The 23,808-nt window shown below is 59.3% G+C and carries 26 protein-coding genes; 15 read left to right on the forward strand and 11 right to left on the reverse strand.

Annotated elements, in window-relative coordinates:
- Window positions 1–7 precede the first annotated feature (7 nt).
- The 5 genes from cydX to cydD form a co-directional block, all read right to left on the reverse strand.
- Window positions 8–136 (reverse strand): cytochrome bd-I oxidase subunit CydX, encoded by a 129-nt coding sequence (cydX, locus tag BLT54_RS03800; protein ID WP_009572914.1) that lies wholly within the window; start codon window positions 134–136, stop codon window positions 8–10.
- A gap of 14 nt (window positions 137–150) precedes the next feature.
- Complete coding sequence (gene cydB, locus BLT54_RS03805; protein ID WP_074641165.1) at window positions 151–1,314, reverse strand: cytochrome d ubiquinol oxidase subunit II; 1,164 nt, start codon at window positions 1,312–1,314, stop codon at window positions 151–153.
- 5 nt (window positions 1,315–1,319) lie between these two features.
- Window positions 1,320–2,933 carry a cytochrome ubiquinol oxidase subunit I gene (locus BLT54_RS03810; RefSeq protein WP_074641168.1) on the reverse strand — a complete coding sequence of 538 codons (1,614 nt, stop codon included), beginning with the start codon at window positions 2,931–2,933 and terminating at the stop codon, window positions 1,320–1,322.
- Window positions 2,934–3,186: 253 nt separating this feature from the next.
- Window positions 3,187–4,818, reverse strand: coding sequence for a thiol reductant ABC exporter subunit CydC (gene cydC / locus BLT54_RS03815; protein WP_074641170.1), 1,632 nt, complete (start codon window positions 4,816–4,818; stop codon window positions 3,187–3,189).
- A complete protein-coding gene (gene cydD, locus BLT54_RS03820) occupies window positions 4,815–6,518 on the reverse strand; it encodes a thiol reductant ABC exporter subunit CydD (protein WP_074641512.1) in 1,704 nt (567 codons plus the stop codon). The genes cydC and cydD overlap by 4 nt, the downstream gene beginning before the upstream one ends.
- 215 nt (window positions 6,519–6,733) lie before the next feature.
- Between cydD and BLT54_RS03825 the strand changes: the two genes are divergently transcribed.
- From BLT54_RS03825 to BLT54_RS03850, 6 genes are all read left to right on the forward strand, one after another.
- Complete coding sequence (locus BLT54_RS03825; protein ID WP_074641175.1) at window positions 6,734–7,543, forward strand: arsenate reductase/protein-tyrosine-phosphatase family protein; 810 nt, start codon at window positions 6,734–6,736, stop codon at window positions 7,541–7,543.
- Window positions 7,544–7,554: 11 nt separating this feature from the next.
- Complete coding sequence (locus BLT54_RS03830) at window positions 7,555–8,580, forward strand: ArsJ-associated glyceraldehyde-3-phosphate dehydrogenase (RefSeq protein WP_074641177.1); 1,026 nt, start codon at window positions 7,555–7,557, stop codon at window positions 8,578–8,580.
- Window positions 8,580–9,833 (forward strand): organoarsenical effux MFS transporter ArsJ, encoded by a 1,254-nt coding sequence (gene arsJ, locus BLT54_RS03835; protein ID WP_074641179.1) that lies wholly within the window; start codon window positions 8,580–8,582, stop codon window positions 9,831–9,833. Before BLT54_RS03830 ends, arsJ begins: the two co-directional genes overlap by 1 nt.
- Before the next feature lie 274 nt (window positions 9,834–10,107).
- A complete protein-coding gene (locus BLT54_RS03840) occupies window positions 10,108–10,659 on the forward strand; it encodes a biotin transporter BioY (RefSeq protein ID WP_074641180.1) in 552 nt (183 codons plus the stop codon).
- A gap of 18 nt (window positions 10,660–10,677) precedes the next feature.
- Window positions 10,678–11,343, forward strand: coding sequence for an energy-coupling factor ABC transporter ATP-binding protein (locus tag BLT54_RS03845; RefSeq protein ID WP_074641182.1), 666 nt, complete (start codon window positions 10,678–10,680; stop codon window positions 11,341–11,343).
- Window positions 11,337–11,933, forward strand: coding sequence for an energy-coupling factor transporter transmembrane component T family protein (locus BLT54_RS03850; protein ID WP_074641184.1), 597 nt, complete (start codon window positions 11,337–11,339; stop codon window positions 11,931–11,933). The genes BLT54_RS03845 and BLT54_RS03850 overlap by 7 nt, the downstream gene beginning before the upstream one ends.
- Window positions 11,934–11,936: 3 nt before the next feature.
- Here BLT54_RS03850 and BLT54_RS03855 read toward each other — a convergent pair whose 3' ends face one another.
- From BLT54_RS03855 to BLT54_RS03870, 4 genes are read right to left on the reverse strand one after another with little or no spacing between them, the layout of a single operon-like run.
- Complete coding sequence (locus BLT54_RS03855; RefSeq protein ID WP_074641185.1) at window positions 11,937–12,665, reverse strand: SDR family NAD(P)-dependent oxidoreductase; 729 nt, start codon at window positions 12,663–12,665, stop codon at window positions 11,937–11,939.
- The gene (locus tag BLT54_RS03860) at window positions 12,662–13,225 is read right to left on the reverse strand and encodes a DUF3833 family protein (RefSeq protein WP_074641187.1); all 564 of its coding nucleotides are present in this window, start codon (window positions 13,223–13,225) and stop codon (window positions 12,662–12,664) included. The genes BLT54_RS03855 and BLT54_RS03860 overlap by 4 nt, the downstream gene beginning before the upstream one ends.
- Entirely contained in the window at window positions 13,222–14,013 is a 792-nt protein-coding gene (locus BLT54_RS03865; protein WP_074641189.1) for a DUF1365 domain-containing protein, read from the reverse strand. Before BLT54_RS03865 ends, BLT54_RS03860 begins: the two co-directional genes overlap by 4 nt.
- Window positions 14,010–15,323, reverse strand: a complete 1,314-nt coding sequence (locus BLT54_RS03870) for an NAD(P)/FAD-dependent oxidoreductase (protein WP_074641514.1) — start codon at window positions 15,321–15,323, stop codon at window positions 14,010–14,012. The genes BLT54_RS03865 and BLT54_RS03870 overlap by 4 nt, the downstream gene beginning before the upstream one ends.
- A gap of 177 nt (window positions 15,324–15,500) precedes the next feature.
- Between BLT54_RS03870 and BLT54_RS03875 the strand changes: the two genes are divergently transcribed.
- Together BLT54_RS03875 and BLT54_RS03880 are read left to right on the forward strand one after the other, a co-directional pair.
- Window positions 15,501–16,199: a sigma-70 family RNA polymerase sigma factor gene (locus BLT54_RS03875; protein ID WP_083351673.1), complete on the forward strand. Its 699-nt coding sequence runs from the start codon at window positions 15,501–15,503 to the stop codon at window positions 16,197–16,199.
- Entirely contained in the window at window positions 16,196–16,831 is a 636-nt protein-coding gene (locus BLT54_RS03880; protein ID WP_074641191.1) for a ChrR family anti-sigma-E factor, read from the forward strand. Before BLT54_RS03875 ends, BLT54_RS03880 begins: the two co-directional genes overlap by 4 nt.
- 6 nt (window positions 16,832–16,837) lie before the next feature.
- Here the strand turns inward: BLT54_RS03880 and BLT54_RS03885 are convergent, their stop codons facing one another.
- Complete coding sequence (locus BLT54_RS03885) at window positions 16,838–17,596, reverse strand: IclR family transcriptional regulator domain-containing protein (RefSeq protein WP_074641519.1); 759 nt, start codon at window positions 17,594–17,596, stop codon at window positions 16,838–16,840.
- A gap of 106 nt (window positions 17,597–17,702) precedes the next feature.
- Here BLT54_RS03885 and BLT54_RS03890 point away from each other — a divergent pair, with 106 nt between their 5' ends.
- Genes BLT54_RS03890 through pcaF form a run of 3 tightly spaced genes read left to right on the forward strand, consistent with a single transcriptional unit; the run spans window position 17,703 to window position 20,314 of the window.
- The gene (locus BLT54_RS03890) at window positions 17,703–18,422 is read left to right on the forward strand and encodes a 3-oxoacid CoA-transferase subunit A (protein ID WP_074641193.1); all 720 of its coding nucleotides are present in this window, start codon (window positions 17,703–17,705) and stop codon (window positions 18,420–18,422) included.
- Window positions 18,423–19,115 (forward strand): 3-oxoacid CoA-transferase subunit B, encoded by a 693-nt coding sequence (locus tag BLT54_RS03895; protein WP_074641194.1) that lies wholly within the window; start codon window positions 18,423–18,425, stop codon window positions 19,113–19,115.
- Window positions 19,115–20,314 (forward strand): 3-oxoadipyl-CoA thiolase, encoded by a 1,200-nt coding sequence (gene pcaF / locus BLT54_RS03900; RefSeq protein WP_074641196.1) that lies wholly within the window; start codon window positions 19,115–19,117, stop codon window positions 20,312–20,314. The genes BLT54_RS03895 and pcaF overlap by 1 nt, the downstream gene beginning before the upstream one ends.
- 9 nt (window positions 20,315–20,323) lie before the next feature.
- On the opposite strand, the gene BLT54_RS03905 is transcribed toward pcaF, so the two are convergent.
- Window positions 20,324–21,238, reverse strand: coding sequence for a LysR substrate-binding domain-containing protein (locus BLT54_RS03905; RefSeq protein ID WP_074641198.1), 915 nt, complete (start codon window positions 21,236–21,238; stop codon window positions 20,324–20,326).
- 75 nt (window positions 21,239–21,313) lie between these two features.
- On the opposite strand from BLT54_RS03905, the gene pcaD reads away from it, so the two are divergent.
- Genes pcaD through pcaG form a run of 4 tightly spaced genes read left to right on the forward strand, consistent with a single transcriptional unit; the run spans window position 21,314 to window position 23,807 of the window.
- Window positions 21,314–22,096, forward strand: coding sequence for a 3-oxoadipate enol-lactonase (gene pcaD / locus BLT54_RS03910; protein WP_074641200.1), 783 nt, complete (start codon window positions 21,314–21,316; stop codon window positions 22,094–22,096).
- Entirely contained in the window at window positions 22,093–22,479 is a 387-nt protein-coding gene (gene pcaC / locus BLT54_RS03915) for a 4-carboxymuconolactone decarboxylase (protein ID WP_074641202.1), read from the forward strand. The genes pcaD and pcaC overlap by 4 nt, the downstream gene beginning before the upstream one ends.
- Window positions 22,472–23,200: a protocatechuate 3,4-dioxygenase subunit beta gene (gene pcaH, locus BLT54_RS03920; protein WP_009573830.1), complete on the forward strand. Its 729-nt coding sequence runs from the start codon at window positions 22,472–22,474 to the stop codon at window positions 23,198–23,200. The genes pcaC and pcaH overlap by 8 nt, the downstream gene beginning before the upstream one ends.
- 1 nt (window position 23,201) lies before the next feature.
- On the forward strand, window positions 23,202–23,807 hold the full coding sequence (gene pcaG / locus BLT54_RS03925; RefSeq protein ID WP_074641204.1) for a protocatechuate 3,4-dioxygenase subunit alpha: 606 nt from the start codon (window positions 23,202–23,204) through the stop codon (window positions 23,805–23,807).
- The last annotated feature ends 1 nt before the right edge of the window (window position 23,808 follow it).

A 23,808-nucleotide genomic window follows, 5' to 3' on the forward strand; every position in this document is an offset into this window, starting at 1 on the left:
CGCGAGGTCAGGTGGTCGTGTCTTCGTCGGCCTCACGGATCAGACGCGCATCTTCGCGCATCTCAAGCCACATCGCGTTGAGCACAGCGAAAAGGGCGGCGAGCGGGAGGCCTAAGAGCCAAGCGAAATACCACATAAGTCTTTCCTTTCTCAGTAGCTTTGCGTGTTTTGGGTGACGTCATCTTCGGTCACTTTGCCCCAGAGGACTTTGTAAACCCAAGAGGTGTAGGCAAGGATGAGTGGCATAAAGATCACGGCACAGACCAGCATCACGAAAAGGGTGAGATGCGAGGAGGAGCTGTCCCAGACGGTGAGCGAACTGGAGGGATCAACGGTGGAGGGCAGGATGAATGGAAACATCGTCAGCCCGACCGAAGAGATGATGCCAAAGATCGCGAGCTTGGAGAACAAGAGCGTCGAAACCTCGCGGCCCGCACGCAGGCCCATCACGGCCAAAGCGATGCCGACAAAGCCCATGATCGGTGCCACGGCGATCCAGGGCCGGGTCGCATAGGCGTCCATCCAACTGCCGCCACGGATGACTTCGGAGAACAGCGGGTTGGATGGGCCGTCTTTGACCACCTCACCCACGATCTGATAGCCCTCGATGCCGAAAGCCAACCAAAGCCCCGCAAGCGCATAGGACAGGGCGGCGACGATCCCGGCAATGGACCCGATGCGACGGGCCCGGTCGGCAATCACGCCTTCGGTTTTAAGGCCAAGCCACGCAGAGCCATGCATCAACAACATGGACAGCGAAACGACACCGGCCAAGAGCGCATAGGGGTTCAAAAGGCCCAAGAGCTTCATGATCGAATTGCCCTCATACATCGGCATCAACATGTCGGGGGTGAGGTAGAACGGCACACCTTGCAACACGTTGCCGACCGCCACACCAAAGATCAGCGCAGGCACGGCACCGCCGACAAACAACGCCCAATCCCATGTGGTCCGCCATGCGGCACCTTCACGTTTGGAGCGGTATTTAAAGCCAACAGGACGCAGGATCAGCGCCGCCAGCACCAGGAACATCGCAAGATAAAAGCCCGAGAATGAGACCGCATAAAGCGTCGGCCATGCGGCAAAAATCGCCCCACCGCCCAAGATGAACCACACTTGGTTGCCTTCCCAAATCGGGCCGATGGTGTTGATGATCACCCGGCGTTCGGTGTCGGATTTGCCAACGAAGGGCAGCAATGCGCCCACGCCCAAATCAAACCCATCGGTCAGGGCAAAGCCGATCAAAAGCACACCCAAAAGCGCCCACCAGATCACGCGGAGGATGTCGAAAGAGATCAAGTCGTGAAGGATCATATCATTTACTCCGCAGGGGTTTCAGCAAAGGGGCCTTGGCCATCATGGGTGCGCAAACGGTGCGAATGGCGTTCCATCCATTTGTCTGTTTCTTCAACATCCATGTAGGGGCCTTTTTTGATGTATTTGAGCATCAAACCCATTTCGACGATGAAGAGCGCCGTATAGAAGACCACAAAGCCCGTCAGCGTGATCAAAAGATCGGTGATCGACAGGTTCGAGGCCGACAACGCGGTGGGGAGGATGCCGTCCACTGTCCAGGGTTGGCGACCGAATTCGGCGACAAACCAACCAAGCTCGGCGGCAATCCACGGGGTCGGGATGATGATCACGCCCAAACGCAGCGCCCAGCGCGGGAATTGCATGCCTTTGAACGAAGCGCGGTAAAAGAAAAATGCCATGACCGCGATGAAGCTAAAGCCCAGCCCAACCATGATACGGAAGGCCCAGAAGATCGGCCAGACGCCCGGCACTGTGTCATCAGCGGCCAGTTGGATTTGCGCCTCTGTGGCGTCGCGCGGATCATCGACATAGCGTTTGAGCAAAAGCGCATAGCCCAGATCCTCGGAATGCTCTTCGAACGTGGCGCGCACCTCCGGTGGAGTCGCGTCGCGCTCAGACCGGATCGCCATCAGCGCATCATAGGCGATGATGCCAGAGCGCACTTTGTCTTTTGATTCAGCGACAAGCTGGTCGATGCCGGGGATTTCCTCGGTCAGAGACCGCGTACCGATGAGCCCCATCACATAGGGGATTTCAATGGCATAATGGGTTTCGCGCGCTTCCTTGTCGGGGAACCCGATCAGGGTGAAAGGCGCCGGAGCATCATGGGTTTCCCACATCGCCTCAATCGCTGCGAGTTTCATTTTTTGGGTGTGCGAGGCGGAGTAGCCAGACTCGTCGCCCAAAACCACCACAGACAAGGCGGCGGCCAAGCCAAAGGCCGATGCAATGGCAATCGAGCGGCGGGCCAATTCCGTATGGCGGCCTTTCAGGAGATACCATGCCGAGACACCCAGCACGAACACAGAGGCTGTGACATAGCCTGCCGAGACGGTGTGAACGAATTTGGCCTGTGCCACTTCGTTAAACATGACCTCAAAGAAATTGGTCATTTCCATGCGCATCGTGTCGGGGTTGAATTCGGCCCCCACCGGGTTTTGCATCCAACCATTGGCGATCAAAATCCACAGCGCCGAGAAATTCGACCCGATGGCGACCAACCACGCGACCACAAGGTGTGCGGTGCGCGAGAGCTTGTCCCAGCCAAAGAAAAACAGCCCCACAAACGTGGCTTCAAGGAAGAAGGCCATCAGGCCCTCAATCGCCAGTGGCGCGCCGAAAATGTCACCGACATAATGGGAATAATAGGACCAGTTCATCCCGAACTGAAATTCCATCGTGATACCGGTGGCGACGCCAAGGACAAAGTTGATCCCAAACAGCGTGCCCCAGAATTTCGTCATCTGCCGCCAAATCGGGCGGCCCGTCATCACATACACCGTCTCCATAATCGCGACGATGATCGACAGACCAAGTGTCAGCGGCACAAAGAGAAAGTGATACAGGGCTGTCATCGCGAATTGTAGACGCGACAGCTCGACCAATCCAAACTCCATTGTCTCATGCTCCTATTACGCGAGAAACGTATCTCGCAGATATGTATTTAGGTCATAGCATAAATCTCGGCGCGTATCGGCACTTTGACTCATGTCAATAAATGCAATATTACAGATATATCTTTTTGTGACCGCGACATGGGCGCGCGCCCAGGCCGTTGACACTCAATTCCATGTGACATCGGGACCGCGATCAGCCCAAATTCAGGATCAGCCCAAATTTAGCCCAGTGTCAAATTAGCCCAGCCCCAAATTAGCCCAGTGTCAAAATCCGGTCAGACGCGCCCTGCTCTTCCGCCCGATGCGCCGCCATCAAAACGCCGGTGTTCGGCAAAGCCGCCCGAATCCCGGCCAAAACCTTAAGGGAGGTGGCGTGATCCAGCCCTTCGGTCGGCTCATCCAAAAGCAAAACCAAAGGCTTGCGCAACACGGCCCGCGCCAGCACAAGCCGACGCGCTTCACCACCGGACAGGCCCGCCCCGCGCGGCCCAAGCTGCATCGAAAGCCCGCCTTTGTCCCGCACCACATCGTCCAAAGCCACCACCGCAAGCGCCGCCCAAAGCGCGTCATCATCGGCCTCTGGCGCGACAATTCGCAAATTCTCCGCCACTGTGCCCCGCAAAAGCGACGCGCGTTGCCCGACCAAGGTGACAGAGCCCGGTGAACATTGCGTGACGGGCTGACCACAGAGACGCACCTGTCCCTCCAAGGGCGAAAGCGCGCCCGCGCCAAGCAAAAGCACCGTGGTTTTGCCCACGCCCGACGGCCCTTTGAGCGCGACCCATTCGCCGGGGGCAACCGTCAGATCAAACCCGTCAATCACCCGGCGCGTGCCTGCATTGCGGGCAAAGCTGACGCCCGAAAAAACCAAATCCGCCGGGCCTTCCGGCACAGGCTGCGCAGCGGATGCGACCTCATGGCCAAGCTGCTCAGACACCCGCCGCGCCGCGCCAATCATCCGGCCGATCTCGGCCACGGCCCGACGCAAAGGCGCAAGCGTCTCCATCAAGGCCAGCGCCGCAAAAAATCCAATCGCGGCGCGGGCGGGGGAAATCTCGCCCATTTCGGCCAAATGCCCGCCAATCCAAAGCGCAGCCCCCCCGGCCAGCGCACTGACCGCCATTAAGGCTGCTCCGATTTGACGCTCCAAATGGTCCGTGTCCGTGGCCGCCGATTGACGACGCAACTCTGCCGTGCGGGTGATCTCGGTCTGTGTGGTCAGTTGACCATAAACGGCCAAATCTTCACGCCCGGTGATCAGATCAATCAGGCGTGAGCGAAACGCCTGCGCCGCCGCTTCCATGCGCCGCGATGGGGTTTGCGCCCGTCGAAGACCCCAAACCAACACGCCCGCGCCGCCAATGGTGAACAGCCCGAAAATCGCCAATCCCACACGCGGATCAACCAGCCATGCGATCATCGCACAGGCCACGATTTGCGTCACGGCCCCGGCGATCAGCGGCAAAAACAACCGCAAAGGCACGCCATCAAGGGCATCGACATCGGCGACAATCCGGTTGAGCGCCTGTGCGCCGCGCAGACGGATCAGCCGATCATAAGAGCGCGCCGCAACCCGGCTCAAAAGCGCCACCCGCAACCGGGTCAGCGCCCGCAATGTGGCGTCATGGGTGAGAATGCGTTCGCCGTAGCGCGTGGCAGTACGGCCAATCGCCAAAAACCGCACCATGGCGGAGGGGCGAAACACGTCAAACACTGCGCCCGCGCCGATCAATCCCGCCGCAGAGGCCGCCGTGATGAACCAACCCGACAGGCCCAACAAGGCCGCGCCCATCATCAGCACGAGGGTGGACAGTAACAGGCCACGCAACAGCGATTTCGTCTCGCCTTTGACCATGAGGGTGAAGATGCGCCACAACGCGGTCATTGGGTGGCCTCCGCATCAAGGGGGCGATCTTCGGGCTGAATGTCAACGACCTGATCCATGCGCGCGATCAGCACCGGATCATGGGTGGCGACAATCAACGTCGCGCCACGCGCGGCCAGCGCCATGAGGCCCTCGGTGATGCGATCCGCGGTGTCGCGGTCGAGATCGGCGGTGGGTTCATCGGCCAGCACCACATCTGGATGTGCCGCAAGCGCGCGGGCCAACATCACCCGCCGCGCCTCGCCGCCTGACAGCCCGCCGCCGGTTTCACCCAACAGAGTCAAGTCGCCCTTGGGCAGGGTTTCAAGCACGTCTTCCAGCGCCGCCGTGGCAATCACATCGGACGTCAAAGCCGCGCCGAACGTGATGTTGTGGCGCAGGGAGCGGCCCAGAAACATCGGCGCTTGCGGCATCCAGCCAAGGCGGGCGCGCCATGCGTCGGCACTCTCGGCGTTGAGCGGCTGTCCCGCCACGGTGATCTTGCCCGATGCCGGGTGTTCCAGCCCCGCAATCAGGCGCAGGAGCGTGGTTTTGCCCGCCCCGGACGGGCCGGACAACGCGATGCGCGCGCCGGGGGCGATTGTGAGGTCTGGATAGGTGATCAGGCGCGGCCCCCGTTTGGCAGAAACGCCCGCGAGCGTGATCTGCACCGGCCCAGGCAAGGGCCCAGTGACGGCCCCTGTGCCCAAAAGCGGCGTCGAAGTGGCTCCTTGCCACGCCGACAGGTCTTTGGCCACGGCAAGCCCCGCCGCCTTGTCATGCCACGCCGCCGACAAATCCCGCAAAGGTTGGAAATAATCCGGGGAAAGCAGCAATAGGAACATCCCGGCCCAAGGCGTCAGCCCCGCGCCGTAAGCGCCCCAAGACAATTCGCCCAAAAGCGAAAACCCGACCCAGACCGCCACCATCGCCACGCCCAAAGCGGCGAAAAGTTCGAGCACGGTCGAGGACAAAAATGCAACGCGCAACACGGCCATGGTGCGGGCGCGCAGGTCATTGGCGGCGGTTTCAAATTGCGCGATCACACGCGGCGTTGCGCCCAAAAGACGCATATCCGCAAGGGCTGCCAAACGGTCCACCAACAGATCGTTGAGCGTGCCAATCTCGGACATTTGCCGCTCGGAGGCCTCCTTGGCGGCATAGCCCACAAGCGCCATGAACACCGGAATGAGCGGCCCGGCGATCAAAAGCACCACGCCCACCGCCCACGAATGCCAAAACGCCAGCGCGAGGATCACCAAGGGCACGGTTTTGACCCGCGCCTGCGCCGGGGCGTAGCGGGTGATATAGGGCAAAAGCGCGTCAAGTTTTTCGCAGGCCAAAGCGGCCAGCGCGCCGGGACCGCCAAAGGCGGAGGGTCCGACGCTTTTGGCCTCACGGTCCAAAATCTCTTGGCGGGTGTGGGTGACAATCGACTGGCCTGCGCGAAACAACAGACCCTCTGCGAGATATGAGAGCGCGAGGCGCAGCGCAGCAAGGGCCAGAAAGCCCAAACTACCAACGAGAACAGACACGCCGCCTGCCCCGGTCAAAAGACGAGAAAACACCGAGGCCACCAAAGCCGCTTGCGGCACCCAGAGGAGCGCAGACAGGGCCGTAAGCCTTGATGCGGTTCTGATCCCCTTGGCCTCGCGCGACAAAAGCGCTGCGAGCACCTGTCGCTCGGGCGCGACAGTTTTATCTTTTTTCGTTTTTGTCATGCGCGCGTGATCCGAGCGGTGTTTTTGATTGTTATCTGCCTTTGCTGACATGCTCAGACAGGCAGCGCAATCTTTGATGCCGTATAGAGGCCAATCTGCGGCGGGGTGTCTCACCTTTGGGGCGAAACAGGCCGACTGTTACAAAATCTTCACTTGGTATTTGGATTTAATTCTACTATTCGTGAATTATGGAAAAGATAGCATTCGACTCACCCATGGCTCAAACCGCCTTTGCCGCTCTCGGTCACGAAGGCCGGCTTGCGGTGTTTCGCCTGTTGATGCGCTTTGCGCCACATCCGGTGCGCCCGTCCGAAATGGTCACCGCACTGGACCTAAAAGCCAACACCCTGTCCGGCTACCTGTCTGATCTGACACAGGCCGGGCTGATCCACGCCAAACGCGATGGGCGCTCGCTGTATTATCAGGTCGATTTGGCCGCTTGCGAGGGCTTGGTCGGTTATTTGGTCAACGATTGTTGCCGCGGACGTCCCGAAATTTGCCCACAGGAGGCCAGCTTGTCCCACACATCCCCCTACCGCGTATTGTTCCTATGTTCAGGCAATTCCGCGCGTTCCATCATGGCCGAAACGATCTTAAACACATTGGGCAAAGGCCGATTTGCGGCCTACTCGGCCGGGACACGCCCCAATGGTGCGGTCCACCCGATGACCATAGCGCTTTTGGAGCGCAATGGGCATGACACCACTGGTCTGACATCCAAAGACATTGCCACATTCCAAACGGCAGAAACCCCTGCGTTTGATTTCGTGTTTACCGTGTGCGACATGGCCGCAAGTGAAGAGTGCGCGCCGTGGATTGGCCAGCCATTGAGCGCCCATTGGGGATTGCCTGACCCGGTCAAAGTGACAGGCACCGAGGCCGAGAAAGCCTTGGCCTTTGCTCAGACCTACAGCCAGCTCTTTCACCGGATCAAAGCCTTTGTCGCGCTGGACGAAAACCGCCGGATTGATGGCCTGAGCCGGCTGTCGCTTCAGGCTCAGATCGACCAAATTTCAGAGTCTTAAAGGACCCTCTCATGACCCAGACCTCAGCTCCAAAAATCGCGCTCAATGGCCTTGGCCGGATGGGAAAACTGGCCCTTCGCGACCTGTTTGACCGCGGGCTTGGCGAGAATATCGTGTTGATCAATGACCTCGCCGGGGATGCGGAGCAGCACGCGCTTTTGTTGGAGTTCGACTCGGTACATGGTCGCTGGGGTGCACAGATTTCGCATGATGCGGACAGCCTGACGGTGAACGGCACCCAGATGAGGATGACCCATCACGCCCAGATCGAAGACCTGCCTTTGGCCGCACTTGACGTCGATCTGGTGATCGACTGCACCGGGGTGTTCAAAACCGCTGACAAGATTGCGCCCTATTACGCGGCCGGGGTGAAAAAAGTGGTGGTCTCTGCCCCGGTCAAGGACGGCGGCGCGCTTAATCTGGTCTATGGTGTGAACCATCACCTCTATGACAGCGACGCGCATGATCTGGTGACAGCGGCGTCCTGTACCACCAATTGTCTGGCCCCGGTGGTCAAGGTGATCCACGAAAATCTCGGCATCAAACACGGCTCCATCACCACGATCCATGACGTGACCAACACACAGACCATCGTTGATCGCCCGGCCAAAGACATGCGTCGGGCGCGCTCGGCCATGACCAACCTGATCCCGACCACCACCGGCTCGGCCACAGCGATCACGTTGATCTACCCCGAACTCAAAGGCCGCCTAAACGGTCATGCCGTGCGGGTGCCTTTGCTCAATGCCTCTTTGACCGACTGCGTCTTTGAGGTCGAACGCGAAACCACCGCCGAAGAGGTCAACGCCCTGTTCAAAGCCGCATCCGAAGGCGAACTTGCGGGCATTTTGGGGTATGAGACCCGCCCGCTCGTGTCTTGCGACTATATCAACGATCCGCGCTCAAGCATTATTGATGCGCAATCGACCATGGTGATCCATGGCACGCAGGTCAAAATCTATGCGTGGTATGACAATGAATGGGGCTATGCCTGCCGTCTGGCCGATGTGGCGCGACTGGTTGCGGGATCCATGTGATGAGTTCGACCATGCCTGCGCAAAACCCCTTGCGCGCCTATATGGCGGTGACCGCCTCCTATTGGGCTTTCATGCTCTCTGACGGCGCGCTGCGCATGTTGGTTTTGTTGCATTTCAATGGGTTGGGTTTTTCACCGATCCAATTGGCATGGCTGTTTTTACTCTATGAAGTGGCGGGGGTTGTAACCAATCTGACTGCCGGGTGGCTGGCCGCGCGGTTTGGTTTGGCGGCCACCTTGTTTGCCGGGCTGACAATCCAGATCGCCGCGCTGATCGCGCTGGCGGGCCTCGATCCCGCGTGGTCTGTCTCCGCCTCTGTCGTCTATGTCATGGCCGTTCAGGGCGCGTCCGGCGTGGCGAAAGATTTGGCAAAAATGTCTTCGAAATCAGCGGTTAAGATGTTGGCCCCCTCACATGATGGCGCGCTGTTTCACTGGGTTGCGGTGCTGACCGGATCGAAAAACGCGATCAAAGGCCTGGGTTTTTTCATCGGCGCGGCCTTGTTGGCTCTGGTCGGGTTCAAACCCGCCGTTTGGGGCATGGCCGCGATCTTGGCCGTGATCCTGATCGCTGTGGTTTTGTTCCTGCCCAAGGGGCTTCCCATTGGCAAAAAAGGCACCAAATTCTCTGCCGTTTTCTCCAAAGACAGGCGCATCAACCAACTGTCCTTGGCGCGGATGTTCCTGTTTGGCGCGCGTGATGTGTGGTTTGTCGTCGGCCTGCCGATCTATTTCCATGATGTTCTCTCCGATGGCACTCCCGAGGGCGGGCGAGAGGCGTTTTTCATCGTCGGCGGCTTTATGGCGCTGTGGATCATCGCCTATGGCGCGGTGCAAGGCTTTGCTCCGAAACTGCTCAACGCCGCCGCTCATAGCGTCGCGCAGACCACGCGGTCCGCCATGCATTGGGCCGGATTTTTGACGCCGATCCCCTTCGCCCTCGCGGCTTTGGCCCTGATCGCCGGGGCACCCACGCTCTGGCTCACGCTCTCTTTGGTCGCCGGGCTTTTGTTGTTTGGCTTTGTCTTCGCGATCAATTCCTCGGTCCATTCCTATCTCATCCTCGCCTTCTCCGGTGCCGAGCGCGTCACCATGGATGTCGGATTTTACTATATGGCCAATGCCGGGGGGCGGCTTTTGGGCACGCTTTTGTCAGGCCTCTCCTATCAGGCGGGGGGCTTGCCCCTTTGCCTGGCGACGGCGGGGATCATGGCCGGATTGAGCTTTCTCTCGGTCCGGCGTTTGACCCGCTGATCCGGCCACACAGCCCCCTGCTTTGCAATCTCTGTGCAATCTGGACAGGTCCATCCGGGGTTTGAATACCCTTTTGCAAACCCGAACGGCTAAAGCGGTTTGGAGTAAAATCCCATAAAATAAGGCTTTACCGCGCCCGTCCCAGCCGGGTAACACTCGGGGCCAAGACCTTTGGCCCTCGAGACCTCCATTTCGTCTGCCAAGCAAAAACGACCCAAAACACGGTCAAAAACACGGCCAAGAACAAAACCGCACCAGACAGAGGACCCACCCCATGACCACACGCGACATCGTATTCATCGCCCTGTTCGCCGCTATCACCGCCGTGGCGGGGATCTTTCCGCCGATCACCTTGCCGCTCTTGTCTGTGCCGATCACCGCGCAATCACTGGGCGTGATGCTGGCTGGCGGTGTCCTGGGCGCGAAACGCGGCGCTTTGTCGATCATCCTGCTCTTGGTTCTGGTCGCGATTGGCCTGCCGCTTTTGTCGGGCGGGCGCGGCGGTTTGGCCGTCTTCTTTGGACCGTCTGCGGGCTTTCTGGCCGGTTGGGTCGTCGCCGCTTTTGTCATCGGCTGGCTCACCGAACGGTTTTGGGACGGCTTGTCCTTCATCCACGCCGCCCTCATTTGTGCCTTTGGCGGCATCGTTGTGATGTATCTGATCGGCATTCCGTGGATCACCCTCTCCGCAGGCGTGCCCCTGTCCAAAGCCATCGCTGGCTCCATTGCCTTTGTTCCCGGCGATCTGGTCAAATGCGTGATTGCGGCGGGTGTCATGATCACCGTCAAGCGCAGCTATCCGATCATCGGCGCGCGCGCCGCGTAATCTGGATCAGACACTCAGATGATACAGTTCGACAGGGTCACTGTTGCCAAAGAGGGTCGCACGATCCTGTCGGAGATCAGCCTTGATTTGTCCGAGCACCGTATTGGCGTGATCGGCAACAATGGCTCCGGCAAAAGCACATTTTTACGCCTATTCAACGGCTTGGAACGCCCAACCACGGGGCGCGTGTGCTACAAAGGAGAGGACAAAACCGACCTGCGTCAACATGTTGGCTTTGTCTTTCAAAACCCCGACAATCAAATCGTTTTCCCGATGGTGGACGAGGATCTCGCCTTTGGGCTGAAGGCGCGCAAACTGTCGAAACCCGAGATCAAAACGCGGATCGACGCCGTGCTCACCGAACTGTCCCTGACCCATCTGCGCGAGCGGCTGACCCATCAATTGTCGGGCGGAGAAAAGCAGATGGTGGCACTGGCGGGTGTGCTGGTCACCCGTCCCGATCTTATCGTCTTTGACGAACCCACCACGCTGTTGGATCTGCGCAACAAGCTGCGCTTCATGTCCGTGCTCGATGCCCTGCCGCACCCTGCGGTGGTGGTGTCGCATGATCTCGATTTGCTCGCGGGCTTTGATCGCATCCTGCATATTGAGGACGGCCATATCATCGCTGACGGAGCGCCCGACGTGGTCATCCCGGCCTATATCGCGCGGTCAACATGCTGACCGAACTCTACGTTGTAGGGCAAAGCCCGCTGCACCTCGCTCCTCCGGCGCTGAAACTGGGGCTGTTGTTCGTCTATTGCACCCTGTTGTTTGTGATCCCGCATCCAGGCGTGTTGGCGATAGGTGCCGCGGTGGTCACGTTTGGCTATGCCCTCGCCGGGTTGAAAGCCTCTCATGCAGTGATGGCCGTGCGCCCGGCATTTTACATCTTGGTGATCATTTTCGCGGTGCAGCTTTGGCTCGAAGGCCCCGGCATGGCCGCCTATATCGTTGCGCGATTTGCCTGCCTTTTAATGGCGGCAAGCCTTGTGACCTTTACCACCAAAGCCAGCGAATTCATCGACGGCATCTTGGCCGCGCTGACCTATGCGCCCGCTTGGGTGCCCAAGGCGAAAATCGCACTGGCGATGTCTTTGGTCTGGCGGTTTATCCCGATGGTGCGCGGGATTTTTGACGAGGTGCGCGAGGCGCAAAGCGCGCGCGGGCTGGGTCGTAATATGACCGCGTTGTTCGTGCCGATTATTGTGCGCACATTGAAATCCGCCGATGAAATCTCTGAGGCGATCCACGCGCGGTCCTTGGAGGATTGACTCTCAAGCGCCTGTTATTTTCAAGAAAATACGACGTGGGATAAAATGTGACAGCGAAAACAGCCATGAAAAAGGCCGGGGGAAATTGGTTTCAAACCGCCCGCTGTCCATCGCGCGCATGACGTGAGCGGCGGCCTCTTTCGGCTCCATCAACATCGGCATGTCAAAGTCATTTTTGTCGGTCAGCCGCGTGCGGATAAAGCCCGGATTGGCGCATTGCACCCGCACGCCGCTTTTGTGCAAATCGGCGTAAAGCGTTTGCGCCAAATGCATCAATCCCGCCTTGCTCGCACCATATCCGATTGCGCCCGGAAGGCCGCGATGGCCCGACAAGGACCCGATCAAAACGATGTGGCCAGCGTCGCGTTTGGTAAACTCCGGCACGATGTGATTGAGCACAAAAACCGCCCCCATCAGATTGACCGCGAACATGGTGGCGACCGATTTGGCCTGCCACTGTTGTGCCGTCATCGGCTCGTAAGTGCCCGCAACATAGATCATGCCATCGACCGCGCCCGCCGCCGTGTAAGCCTGCGCCACGGAGGCCCCATCGGTCACATCCATCACCACGGCGCGGGCGTTTTTTAACGTGGCTGCGACCTCCTTCAACCGATCTTCGGAGCGCGCCGACAGGATCAGCCGCGCGCCTTTCGCGTCCAGTGCCTCGGCCAACGCCCGGCCCAATCCTTCGCTGCCACCGATGATCCAATAGGTCTTGCCCTGATAGGTCATTTCGCCGCCTCAGCGGGCCGCATCGTGGCCACCAGTTCGGCCACTTTGATGCCGAATTTACGCATCTCAGAGCGGTTCACGATCACGCCATTTGGCGCCAGATAGAGCCAATCGGTGACATCCAACACATGCCCACCCGCGTCGTCTTCGAGTTTGATTTTGTAACGCATCGAAAGCGTCGCCCCGGACAATTGGCCGGTGGCGGTGCCAATGATGTCGGGCGCTGTGGCGGTCAGTGCGCCCGTGTCATCAAAGGACAGCGTCCATTCGCGCACCTGCTGACCGCCGCGGGCATAGGTGAATTCCTCGCGCAACGTGCCGTTCAGCCCATCCCATGTCCCGCTCATGCGGGCCACGAACCGCGACACGACCCGGCCATCAAGGCCATAGATCACGCCCTCGGACTCAATCGGTCCGTTGAGGTGAACCTGCGGGTCGAACACCGGCAATGTGTCGGCATAATCCTCCGGTTTTTGCGCGCGAAAATTATTTCCGGGTCGCCAGAGAACCACCACGGCGAGCAACAGGATGACGACGAGCACGATGAGGATGAGTTTCATGATTGAACCTCTTTGGTCGAGGGGGTGAGGGGCATTTTGGGCGGGCTCAAACTGTCTTTTGGCGGCGCAGGACGCGGGCGATAAGCCGCGCCCTTGAGCTTGAGGCGCAATGCCTGGGTGTAGATCAAAATCAACGTGCGCAACGCTCCCAAAGGACGGCGCAACGTGGCGCGCAGGATCGAGCCATTGGTGAGTGGCTGCCGCGCGCCGGTGAGTGTGGCAATCAGGCCCTCTTGGCCATTGTCATGCAGGATGCGGATGGCGATGCGATCCCTGTGAATGGCGAAACTAAAGCTGTATCCGCCTTTGATCTCTTGGAACGGCGAGACGTGAAACACTTTGCGCGCGGTGATCACATCATCGGGTGAAATCGGTGCGAAATCTGGCAGGTGACAGAGGTAATTGTGCCGATCGCCAAAGGTGTTGTTGACCTCGGCAATCACCGCGACAAGCGCATCTTCGCGACAGGCCAACCAAAAGCTGACCGGGTTGAATGAGAACCCGACGAAAGAGGGTTGCGTCAACAGCCGTAGACTGTAGCCCTCTGACAAACCAGCGTTTTCCAACGTCTCCCGCGCCCAAACCGCGCCCTGCCCCGCGTCGCGAATGCCACCATGATCGCGGTCATGCACCGCAAACAGGTTAAAGCGATTGCGCGAAAACAAGCGTGGGTGGCGCGGGCTTTCGGGGTCGATCAAGACATAGTCAACGCCATAGCGAAACGCATGTTTAATCGCCCCGCGCCGGGCGTGAACCGTGTGGCCCGCGATATGTTCGGGGGCGATCATTGCGCGGCAATCGTGGCGGCGCGCGCGGCCACGGACGCCTGCGCACTCAGCGCATCGGTGACGCGCACGGCGCTTGCAAACCCGTCCTCATGGAACCCATTGCCAAGGTAAGCCCCCGCGAACCATGTGCGGTTTTGGCCCTGAAGCGCTGCGATCTCGCCTTGGGCGCGCAGGGCCGCATGATCGAACACCGGATGGCGGAAAATGATCTCGTCATAGACCATCATTGGATCGGGCCTGTGGGCCGGATTGAGCGTGACGAAAAGCGGGTCGTGCTCGGGGATGTTTTGCAGCCGGTTCATCCAGTAGGTGACGCCGATTTGGGTGCGGCTCTCGTCGGATTTGGCCTGATAGACCCAAGAGGACCAACACGTTTTGCGCTTTGGCATAAAGGAGGCGTCGCGGTGCAACACGACGCGGTTGTCTTGGTAACGCAGATCGGAGAGCGCATGGGTCTCAGCCGCAGTGGGCGCGGCAAGCAGTTTGAGCGCCGTGTCGGAATGGCAGGCAAAAATCACCTGATCAAACCGCTCCGGCGCGCCACCGACGGGCGTGATCTCAACGCCGATCGCATCGCGCCGTACCTTGGCAATTGGTGTGCCTGTGCGCAAATCGGCACCACGTCCCATAAGATGTGTCTCAAGGCGGCGGACATATTCGACCGATCCGCCCGAAACCGTCCACCATTGGTGTTGGCCCGTGGCGCTGAGCAGCGCGTGATTGCGAAAAAATTGCACCAAGGCACGGGCCGGAAAGGCACGGATGTCCTCGGGCGAGGTCGACCAGATCGCACCACAGATCGGCATCAGGTAATAGCGCTGAAACCACTCCCCGAGCTTCATCTCCTCAACCATCTCGCCAATGGTCATGTTCTCATCTTTGGCGGCGGCTTCGGCGCCGGCGTTAAAGCGGAAAATGTCGCGAACCATGCGGATGAAACCGGGGCGCAGCAGGTTGCGTTTTTGCCCCACCAAGGCCGCCAAGGATTTCAACCCATATTCCACCCGCCCGCCATCAATCGTTGCACCAAAGCTCATGTCGCTTGGCTCAACCGGCACATTGAGGGCGGCAAACATCTCGGTGAGATGCGGGTAATTGGCGTAGTTGAACACGATAAACCCGGTGTCCACCGGCCTGTCGCCCTTGACCCCGGCCATCACTGTGCGCGCATGACCGCCCAGTCGCGGCTCGGCCTCAAACAGGGTCACAGCATGCGTTCCGGCCAGACGGTAAGCGGCAGCAAGGCCTGAAATGCCACCGCCGATGATGGCAATCCGTTGAACGGGGGCGGGGGATGCGTCAAATGACATATAGATATCTCCTTGGTTACAAAGCACTACGCGGCGAACGTGCGTTTGGATCAAAACGATGATCACAGGCCGAACCAAACGGAGAAGCGGTGCGACAAATCGCAAAAAAGGGAGAGCAAAAGTGATCCACCCCTCGACGGGCCGCGTAAACCAGATATGTTGACCCAAGACCATCATATGTTTGCATCCGCGCTGGGGCCCGCGGCCTCTTTTGAGGCTGGGGCGTTTGTGTTGCCGATTGAAAAGGCGGGCCCGGCCCGCACTCAACGGCGCGCGACCAGCCCCCGGAGCGTCGCGAAAGGGCCGACACACGTGACATCCCCCTCGACGGACACCCCATCGGATCAGACCCAATGGATGCTCAAGGTGCGCGATCAGCGTGACAAGGCGGCGTTTTCCGCGCTGTTTGACCATTTCGCCCCGCGCCTGAAAGGCATGGTGATGCGCTCTGGTGCGTCCTCGGCGCAGGCCGAAGATGTGGTGCAAGACGTGATGTTAAAGGTCTGGCGCAAGGCGCATTTGTTTGATCCTGAACGGGCGCAGGTCTCGGCGTGGATTTATCAAATTGCGCGCAATCAACAGACCGATCATTTCCGCAAAAATGCGCGGCCTGTGCCAGAGGCGTTGAAAACCCCGGAGCCGCCGGAACCAGACGTCAGCCACGTCATTGCGCTCGAACAAGAGGTTCAGCACCTCAAACGCGCGATGGCGGCACTCAGCCCGGATCAAAGGCAGATGGTGGAACAGGCCTACATGGGCGAACTCAGTCACAGTGAAATCAGCGAAGCAACCGGATTGCCGCTTGGAACCATCAAATCCCGCATCCGCCTCGCCTTGGAAAAACTCAGACACGAAATGAAAGGAGCACGGTCATGAGCCATATCACCCATCACGTCTCTGACGATGTTCTTTTGGCCTATGTGTCGGGTCACCTGCCACAGCCCTATGCGGTGGTGGTCGCCAGCCATCTGTCGCTCTGCGACGAGTGTCGCGCACGGTCCGAAGCCCATGCCCATGCCGGTGGCGTGGTGATGGAGGCCGGTGCGACGTCCGATGTCTCGGAGGCGCTGAAATCGCGGCTGTTTGACGCACTCGACGCCCCCGTGGTGGATGAACCGGAATTTGAGGCCAAAGGCCCCTACCCGGCCCCGGTCATGGCGGCGCTTGGCGGCACCGAACCCCGGTGGAAACATATGGGCCTTGGCACGAAACAGGCGATTTTGCAGCATGACAAGGCCGGAAGCGTGCGGCTTTTGTATATCCCCGGCGGCATGGCCGTGCCCGATCATGGCCACAACGGGTTGGAGTTGACCTTGGTGTTGCAAGGCGCGTTTCGCGATGAGACCGGGCGCTATGGCGTGGGCGATCTGGAGACCGCCGATGGCAGTTTGGAACACACGCCGATCGCCGAGCCGGGAGAGGCCTGTATTTGTCTGGCTGCGACCGACGCGCAATTGCGGTTCTTGTCGCTTGTGCCGCGCCTGTTGCAACCAATCTTTCGGATTTGAGGCGGGTTACAACACCCGCTTCAACCCTGACTGTACCTTCAACAATTTCGGCAAATAAACCGGGATCAAGGCCTCCACACGCGCCTGTGTGGCGGCCATTCCGGTGTTGAGTGCCGCCACGACTGCGCCATGGCTGTTCACCAAAGGTACGGCAATGGAGCGCAGCCCGATCTCCACCTCTTGATCAATCAACGCATAGCCTTGGTTGCGCACCAAATCGACCCGCGCCATGACCTCTTCGGGGTCCGTGACACTGAATTTCGTGCGTGGCGAGAGGTCAGAGGCCTCGACCACCGCCCTCGCTTCCTCGCGCGGCAAAGCGGCCAAAAGCACCCGCCCCATCGAGGTACAATGCGCCGGAAGGCGCGAGCCGGGCATCAACCCGATGGACATCACCCGTTTTTGCGCCGCACGGGCAAGATAGACGATTTCGGTGCGATCCAAAATCGACACCGAACAGCTTTCGCCAATATTTTCCGTCAGTTGATCCAGCCAAGGCTGCACGATTTGCGGCAGCGGCAAGGCCGAAATCGCGCCCATCCCAAGCCGCAAAGCGCGATGGGTCAGCGTAAAAAATTTACCGTCATACTCGGCATAGCCCTCCGCATGCAGCGTCAAAAGACAGCGCCGCGCAGTGGCCCGATCCAGCCCGGTTTGTTTCGACACATCGGTGATCGACAGTTTCGGCGTCTCAGCCCCGAAACATTCAAGAACATGCAGGCCCTTGGCCAGAGAGGAGATGGTGTCTGATGATTTGTTCGCCATGCGCACGAGAATTATCAACAGCCGAACAAATGTCAAGATGCGCACAAAATGACTCGGCCTTTTGCGCCTGCAAAGCTAGATCAACGTTAAGAATAAGGAGAGTCTCATGGACAAAACCATCTCTACAGTGGCCGAGGCCATCGCCGAGATCCCCGACGGTGCACAGGTCATGATCGGCGGTTTCGGTGGTTCCGGCGCACCGATCGAATTGATCCACGCGCTGATCGACCGCTTTCGCGAAACCGGCAGCCCGAAAAACCTGACCGTGATCAACAACAACGCGGGCAATGGCGGCATCGGCATTGCCGCGATGATCAAAGCGGGCATGGTCGCTAAAATGATCTGTTCCTTCCCGCGCAGTTCCAACGCCGAAGCCTTTAACGAGAAATATCTCGCGGGCGAGATCGAATTGGAACTGGTGCCGCAGGGCACATTGGCTGAACGCATCCGCGCGGCTGGTGCGGGCATCCCGGCGTTTTACACGCCCTCCTCTTTTGGCACCGAACTTGCAATCGGCAAACCGACCGAAGAGTTCGACGGCAAAATGTATGTTCGTGAGCGTTGTCTAAAGGCCGATTTTGCCCTGATCAAAGGTCAAATGGGCGACACGGTCGGCAACCTGACCTACCGCCTTGCGGGCCGCAATTTCAATCCGCTGATGGCCATGGCCGCGACGAAAACCATCGCACAAGTGTCCGAACTCGTCGCCCCCGGCGGCATAAACCCGGAACAGGTTATCACCCCCGGCCTCTTTGTCGACGTGGTGGTCGAAGTTGCACATCCCCAACAAGAAGAAGTGCTCGTGCGCACGGGAGTGGTTCATTAAATGTCCGATTTCAACATTTCCGACGTGGCGCTCTCGAACGCCCAAATCGCCTGGCGCGCCGCGCAAGACATCGAAGACGGCTCCTATGTGAACCTCGGGATCGGCTTTCCCGAGATGATCGCCAAATTCCAACCCGAGGGCCGCGACGTCACCTATCACACCGAAAATGGCGTTTTGGGGTTCGGCAAAGCGCCGCTTGAGGGTGAGGAAGATTGGGACCTGATCAATGCGGGCAAAAAGGCGATCACGCTCAATCCGGGCGCGTCGTTTTTCCACCATGCCGACAGTTTCGCCATGGTTCGCGGCGGTCACCTCGACCTTGCCGTCTTGGGGGCCTATCAGATTGCCCAAAACGGCGATTTGGCGAACTGGCGCGTCGGCTCCAAAGGGGTGCCTGCGGTGGGCGGGGCGATGGATTTGGTCCATGGTGCCAAACGCGTCGCTGTGGTCACCGATCACGTCACCAAAGATGGCAAGCCGAAATTGGTTGAGGCCTGCACCTTTCCCCTGACCGGCGTCGCCTGCGTGACCCGCGTCTACACCTCTTTGGCGGTCGTCGACATTGAGGATGGAAAATTCATCCTGCGCGAAAAAGTGCCCGGGATGACCTTGGCGCAATTGCAGGCCGTCACGGGCGCAACGCTTCATGTTGACGGCGATGTGGCCGACCTGAATGTACCGGAGGATTTGTAATGCAAGACGTCTATATCTGCGACTATATCCGCACGCCTGTGGGCCGTTATGGCGGGGCTTTGGCCTCGGTGCGCGCCGATGATTTGGGCGCGATCCCTTTGAAAGAATTGGCAAAACGCAACCCCGGCATGGACCTCTCAGAGATTGACGAGGTGATCTTTGGCTGTGCCAACCAAGCGGGCGAAGACAACCGCAACGTGGCGCGGATGTCGCTTTTGCTGGCGGGTTTCCCGGACTCTGTGCCGGGCACGACGATGAACCGTTTGTGCGGCTCCGGCATGGACGCGATCATCACCGCCGCGCGCGCGATCAAGGCGGGCGAGGCCGAATTGATCATCGCGGGTGGGGTCGAATCCATGTCCCGCGCGCCCTTCGTGATGCCCAAGGCCGAGACGGCGTTTTCGCGCGCCAATGCGGTCTATGACACCACCATCGGCTGGCGATTTGTGAACCCGCTGATGAAAAAGATATACGGCGTCGACTCGATGCCCGAGACGGCCGAAAACGTCGCCGAAGATTTCAATATCGCGCGCGAGGATCAGGATCTTTTCGCCCTGCGCTCGCAACAAAAAGCGGGTGCTGCGATGGCAAACGGGCGGCTCGCGCGCGAGATCGTCGCGGTGGCAATCCCGCAGCGCAAAGGCGATCCGATCATCATCGACACCGACGAACACCCGCGCCCTTCGACCACATTGGCGGATTTGCAAAAGCTCAAAACCTTTGTCAAAGCCGACGGCACGGTGACGGCGGGCAATGCCTCCGGCGTCAATGACGGGGCGGCGGCTTTGATTTTGGCGACGAAAGAAGCCGCGCAAAAACATGGGCTTACGCCGATTGCCAAAGTGTTGGGCGGGGCCACGGCGGGGGTTGCGCCGCGCATCATGGGCTTTGGCCCGGCACCGGCGTCGAAAAAACTGATGACGCGGCTGGGCCTCACGCAAGAGGACTTCGCGGTGATCGAATTGAACGAGGCCTTCGCCAGCCAAGGCCTCGCCACGCTGCGCGATTTGGGTATTGCCGACGACGATCCACGCGTCAATCCGAACGGCGGCGCGATTGCGCTTGGCCATCCGCTTGGCATGTCAGGAGCACGGATCACCGGCACCGCGATGTTGGAACTCAAACCGGGTGAAAAATCGCTCTCGACCATGTGCATTGGCGTCGGCCAAGGCATCGCGATTGTGCTTGAGGCGGTGTAAGATCAAAGATCAGCGGGCGGCCATCTGTTCCGCCCGCTGATGAAGCAAACTCGCCAAAAGATCGGCAGGCGTGTTTTGACCAAAGGCGAATTTGCGCGTCAAACCGACCGCGCCGGACATGTAATCGGCCTTCATATCAAGCGTCCCCAATGTGCCCGCCGCCAATTCCCGTGCCACCACGCCGCGCGAGATAAACCACAGCATATCCGATTGCTCCAACAGCGTCAGCGCCACTGGCAAAGCCACGGTTTCAAACACCGGACGCAGCGCCGACAGGCCCATCGCGGAGAGGTATTGATCGACCGTGGCCCGGATGATCGCACCGGGGTTGGGCAGGATCAGCGGATAGGTCGAAAGCGCCTGAACCGGGTCGCGACCCAAGGCCGGATGACCGGCGCGCGCGACCAGTTCAATCGGCTCATCATAGAGATACTCAAAGGACAGGCCGGGCATGTCCTTTGACCCCGGCATCCGCCCGATCATCAGATCAATTTTGCCCGACCGCAGCATGTCGATCAGGTAGCGATTGGGCCCGGTCATCACGCCGATGCGCGCCTCTGGCCGCAGCTCGTGAAACTCCAAAGCGACCGAGGGAAAGAACCCGCCCGCCACGGTGGGCAGGACGCCAACTTTGACCAGATCACGATGCGACGGGCCGCTGAGGACGCGACACCCGGCCTCAAGGCTTTGCAAGGCAGCAATAGCATGACGGCGAAAGGCCTCGCCACCGGGGGTCAGGATCGCGCGCCGCCCTGTGCGTTCAAACAATTCCGTGCCAAGCTGGGCCTCAAGTTCCGACACGGTTTTCGAGAGCGCCGGTTGCGACACATTGCGCACCCGTGCCGCAGCAGAGATGGTGCCCGCCTCAGCAACAGAGAGGAAGGCTTCGAGGTGGCGGAGTTTGAGACCGTTAGGTATATTCATTTGGTTATGGTTTTGGCATGATATTGTATTTTTTCCAATGAAAATATTATGGCAATCTAAAGCAAGGAGGATCACATGCACGCATTCACCCGCCCTTGGGGCACACAGCATTTGAGCCAGACACAGGGCGAGGGAACCGCTTTGGTGTTCCTGAACTCTTTGGGCACCGACCTGCGGATGTGGGACGCGGTTTGCACGCGCCTGCCAAAGGAGTGGGCCACGCTACGGATGGACAAACGCGGGCATGGCCTGTCCGAGACTGCGCCCGAGGGCTATGGCATCCTCGATTTGGCCAAAGACGTTTTGGCCGCGATGGACCACGCCGGGATTGAGCGCGCTGTGATCGTCGGCTGTTCCATCGGCGGGTTGATTGCGCAACATATCGCGCTGATGGCACCCGAACGGGTGATCGGTCTGGTTCTGTCCAACACCGCGCCGCAACTGGGCCTGGCTGAGGGTTGGTTGTCGCGCATCGAGGCCATTCGCAGCAAGGGCATGGCAGCGATGGCCGAGGGGGTTTTGCCACGTTGGTTTGGGCCGGATTTTCTGACCCATCCCGATGCAGCACTTTGGCGCACGATGTTGGCGCGCACCGATCAGGATGGCTATATCGCCACCTGCGCCGCGATTGCGGGCACCGACATCACCGCGCGCCTAAGCGAAATCACCCAACCCGCGCTGGTCATCGCCGGCAAGCATGATCTGGCCACGCCGCCGACCGTGGTCGAGGCCCTCGCGCGTGCTCTGCCCCGCGCCGATTTCATGATGTTCGAAACCACAGGCCACCTGCCCGCGATTGAAACACCCGACGCCTTTACCCAGGCGCTTGTCCGATTTGTCGAAAGGATCACCGCATGAGCACAGCATTCGACCAAGGGATGAAAACCCGCCGCGAGGTCTTGGGCGATGCCCATGTCGACCGCGCCGAGGCCGCCAAAACCGACTTTGATCTGCCGTTTCAAACGCTGATCACCGAGGGGGCTTGGGGGACGGTATGGTCGTCGGACAAAATCTCGCGTCGAGAGCGGTCGATGTTGACCATCGCGCTATTGGCCGCGACTGGAAATTTTGAGGAAATTCCGATGCATATCCGCGCCACCGCGCGCACGGGCGCATCGAAAGAGGATGTGGCGGAGGCTCTGCAACATGTGGCGATTTACGCGGGTGTGCCAAAGGCAAATCACGCCCTGAAATTGGCCAAACAGACCTTTGCCGAAATGGAGGAGAGTGAAAATGACTGATATGGGTCCCTTGATCCCGCGCAATCGCGCGATCCATCCGGTGCCTTACGACCCGGATTATAAGACGAGCGTATCGCGCTCGCCCAACCTGCCGCTTTTGTCGATGGAAAGCAGCCCGTCCGAGGAAACTGGCCCGACGTTTGGCCATAACAAACTCGGCGCTTTGGACAACAACCTGATCCTGAACTGGACCAAGGGCGCAGCCCCCGCTGTGGGCGAACGCATCCTGATGCATGGTCGGGTTTTGGACGAAATGGGCCGCCCAGTGCCGAACACATTGATCGAGATTTGGCAAGCCAACGCAGGCGGACGCTATCGCCACAAGAAGGACAGCTATTTCGCCCCGCTCGACCCGAATTTTGGCGGCTGTGGCCGGACCATTACGGATGAAAACGGATATTATGAGTTTCTGACCGTGCGCCCCGGCGCCTACCCTTGGCCGAACCGCGCCAATGATTGGCGGCCGATGCACATCCATATTTCGGTCTATGGTCACAGCTTTGGCCAGCGCCTGATCACCCAGATGTATTTCGAGGGCGATCCTTTGATCAATCACTGCCCGATTGCGGCGACGATCAAAGACCGCAGCTCGCTGGATCGTCTGGTCGCGCCGCTGGATTTCTCGAAATCGCGTCCACTCGATTTCCTCGCCTATAAATTTGACATCGTGCTGCGCGGTCGCCGCCAGACCATGTTCGAAAACAAGCTGGAGGGCATGTAAGATGGTCCAGAAACTTGACACATTGATTGAAACCGCGTCTCAAACAGCGGGCCCCTATGTCCATATCGGGTTGATGCCGACCTACGCGGGCAATGGCGGCTATTACGACGAAGAGATCGCAACGACGCCTTTTGTGGACGAGAGCAAAGCCAAAGGTGACGTAATTGAAATCGTCGGATCGGTGTTTGATGGCACCGGCTGGGCAATGCGCGACGCTCTCATTGAGTCCTGGCAATGCGATGCCGCTGGCGTGTTTCCTGGCGCTGAGGGTGCAGACCCGGCTTTCACTGGCCATTGCCGTTTTGCCGCCGATGCAGACACTGGCGAATTTACGCTGCGCACCGTGAAACCCGGGTCTTACATGGGCCGAGGTGGCGTCATAAGCGCGCCGCATATCTCCCTTTGGGTGGTGGCGCGTGGGATCAACATTGGCCTCAACACCCGAATTTATTTCGAGGATGAGGACAATGCCAATGACCCGCTTTTGAACCGGATCGAACAGCGCCCGCGCGTTGAAACTTTGATCGCAAAAAAGACCGCCGACGGCATCTATCGCTTTGACATCCGCCTTCAGGGCGCAGGTGAGACGGTGTTTCTCGACCTGTAAC

Source organism: Celeribacter baekdonensis, assembly GCF_900102315.1.
Classification (GTDB): Bacteria; Pseudomonadota; Alphaproteobacteria; order Rhodobacterales; family Rhodobacteraceae; genus Celeribacter; species Celeribacter baekdonensis.

Excerpts from the sequence above, each read along its gene's own strand:
- BLT54_RS03825 (WP_074641175.1), top strand. The coding sequence starts at position 6,734 with ATGGCTCAAACCGCCTTTGCCGCTCTCGGTCACGAAGGCCGGCTTGCG.
- cydC (WP_074641170.1), bottom strand. The coding sequence starts at position 4,818 with ATGACCGCGTTGTGGCGCATCTTCACCCTCATGGTCAAAGGCGAGACG.
- BLT54_RS03865 (WP_074641189.1), bottom strand. The coding sequence starts at position 14,013 with ATGATCGCCCCCGAACATATCGCGGGCCACACGGTTCACGCCCGGCGC.
- BLT54_RS03890 (WP_074641193.1), top strand. The coding sequence starts at position 17,703 with ATGGACAAAACCATCTCTACAGTGGCCGAGGCCATCGCCGAGATCCCC.
- BLT54_RS03810 (WP_074641168.1), bottom strand. The coding sequence starts at position 2,933 with ATGGAGTTTGGATTGGTCGAGCTGTCGCGTCTACAATTCGCGATGACA.
- pcaF (WP_074641196.1), top strand. The coding sequence starts at position 19,115 with ATGCAAGACGTCTATATCTGCGACTATATCCGCACGCCTGTGGGCCGT.
- BLT54_RS03845 (WP_074641182.1), top strand. The coding sequence starts at position 10,678 with ATGATACAGTTCGACAGGGTCACTGTTGCCAAAGAGGGTCGCACGATC.
- BLT54_RS03830 (WP_074641177.1), top strand. The coding sequence starts at position 7,555 with ATGACCCAGACCTCAGCTCCAAAAATCGCGCTCAATGGCCTTGGCCGG.
- cydD (WP_074641512.1), bottom strand. The coding sequence starts at position 6,518 with ATGACAAAAACGAAAAAAGATAAAACTGTCGCGCCCGAGCGACAGGTG.
- pcaD (WP_074641200.1), top strand. The coding sequence starts at position 21,314 with ATGCACGCATTCACCCGCCCTTGGGGCACACAGCATTTGAGCCAGACA.
- BLT54_RS03870 (WP_074641514.1), bottom strand. The coding sequence starts at position 15,323 with ATGTCATTTGACGCATCCCCCGCCCCCGTTCAACGGATTGCCATCATC.
- pcaG (WP_074641204.1), top strand. The coding sequence starts at position 23,202 with ATGGTCCAGAAACTTGACACATTGATTGAAACCGCGTCTCAAACAGCG.
- BLT54_RS03905 (WP_074641198.1), bottom strand. The coding sequence starts at position 21,238 with ATGAATATACCTAACGGTCTCAAACTCCGCCACCTCGAAGCCTTCCTC.
- cydX (WP_009572914.1), bottom strand. The coding sequence starts at position 136 with ATGTGGTATTTCGCTTGGCTCTTAGGCCTCCCGCTCGCCGCCCTTTTC.
- pcaC (WP_074641202.1), top strand. The coding sequence starts at position 22,093 with ATGAGCACAGCATTCGACCAAGGGATGAAAACCCGCCGCGAGGTCTTG.
- cydB (WP_074641165.1), bottom strand. The coding sequence starts at position 1,314 with ATGATCCTTCACGACTTGATCTCTTTCGACATCCTCCGCGTGATCTGG.
- BLT54_RS03850 (WP_074641184.1), top strand. The coding sequence starts at position 11,337 with ATGCTGACCGAACTCTACGTTGTAGGGCAAAGCCCGCTGCACCTCGCT.
- BLT54_RS03875 (WP_083351673.1), top strand. The coding sequence starts at position 15,501 with ATGTTTGCATCCGCGCTGGGGCCCGCGGCCTCTTTTGAGGCTGGGGCG.
- BLT54_RS03840 (WP_074641180.1), top strand. The coding sequence starts at position 10,108 with ATGACCACACGCGACATCGTATTCATCGCCCTGTTCGCCGCTATCACC.
- arsJ (WP_074641179.1), top strand. The coding sequence starts at position 8,580 with ATGAGTTCGACCATGCCTGCGCAAAACCCCTTGCGCGCCTATATGGCG.
- BLT54_RS03880 (WP_074641191.1), top strand. The coding sequence starts at position 16,196 with ATGAGCCATATCACCCATCACGTCTCTGACGATGTTCTTTTGGCCTAT.
- BLT54_RS03860 (WP_074641187.1), bottom strand. The coding sequence starts at position 13,225 with ATGAAACTCATCCTCATCGTGCTCGTCGTCATCCTGTTGCTCGCCGTG.
- pcaH (WP_009573830.1), top strand. The coding sequence starts at position 22,472 with ATGACTGATATGGGTCCCTTGATCCCGCGCAATCGCGCGATCCATCCG.
- BLT54_RS03895 (WP_074641194.1), top strand. The coding sequence starts at position 18,423 with ATGTCCGATTTCAACATTTCCGACGTGGCGCTCTCGAACGCCCAAATC.
- BLT54_RS03885 (WP_074641519.1), bottom strand. The coding sequence starts at position 17,596 with ATGGCGAACAAATCATCAGACACCATCTCCTCTCTGGCCAAGGGCCTG.
- BLT54_RS03855 (WP_074641185.1), bottom strand. The coding sequence starts at position 12,665 with ATGACCTATCAGGGCAAGACCTATTGGATCATCGGTGGCAGCGAAGGA.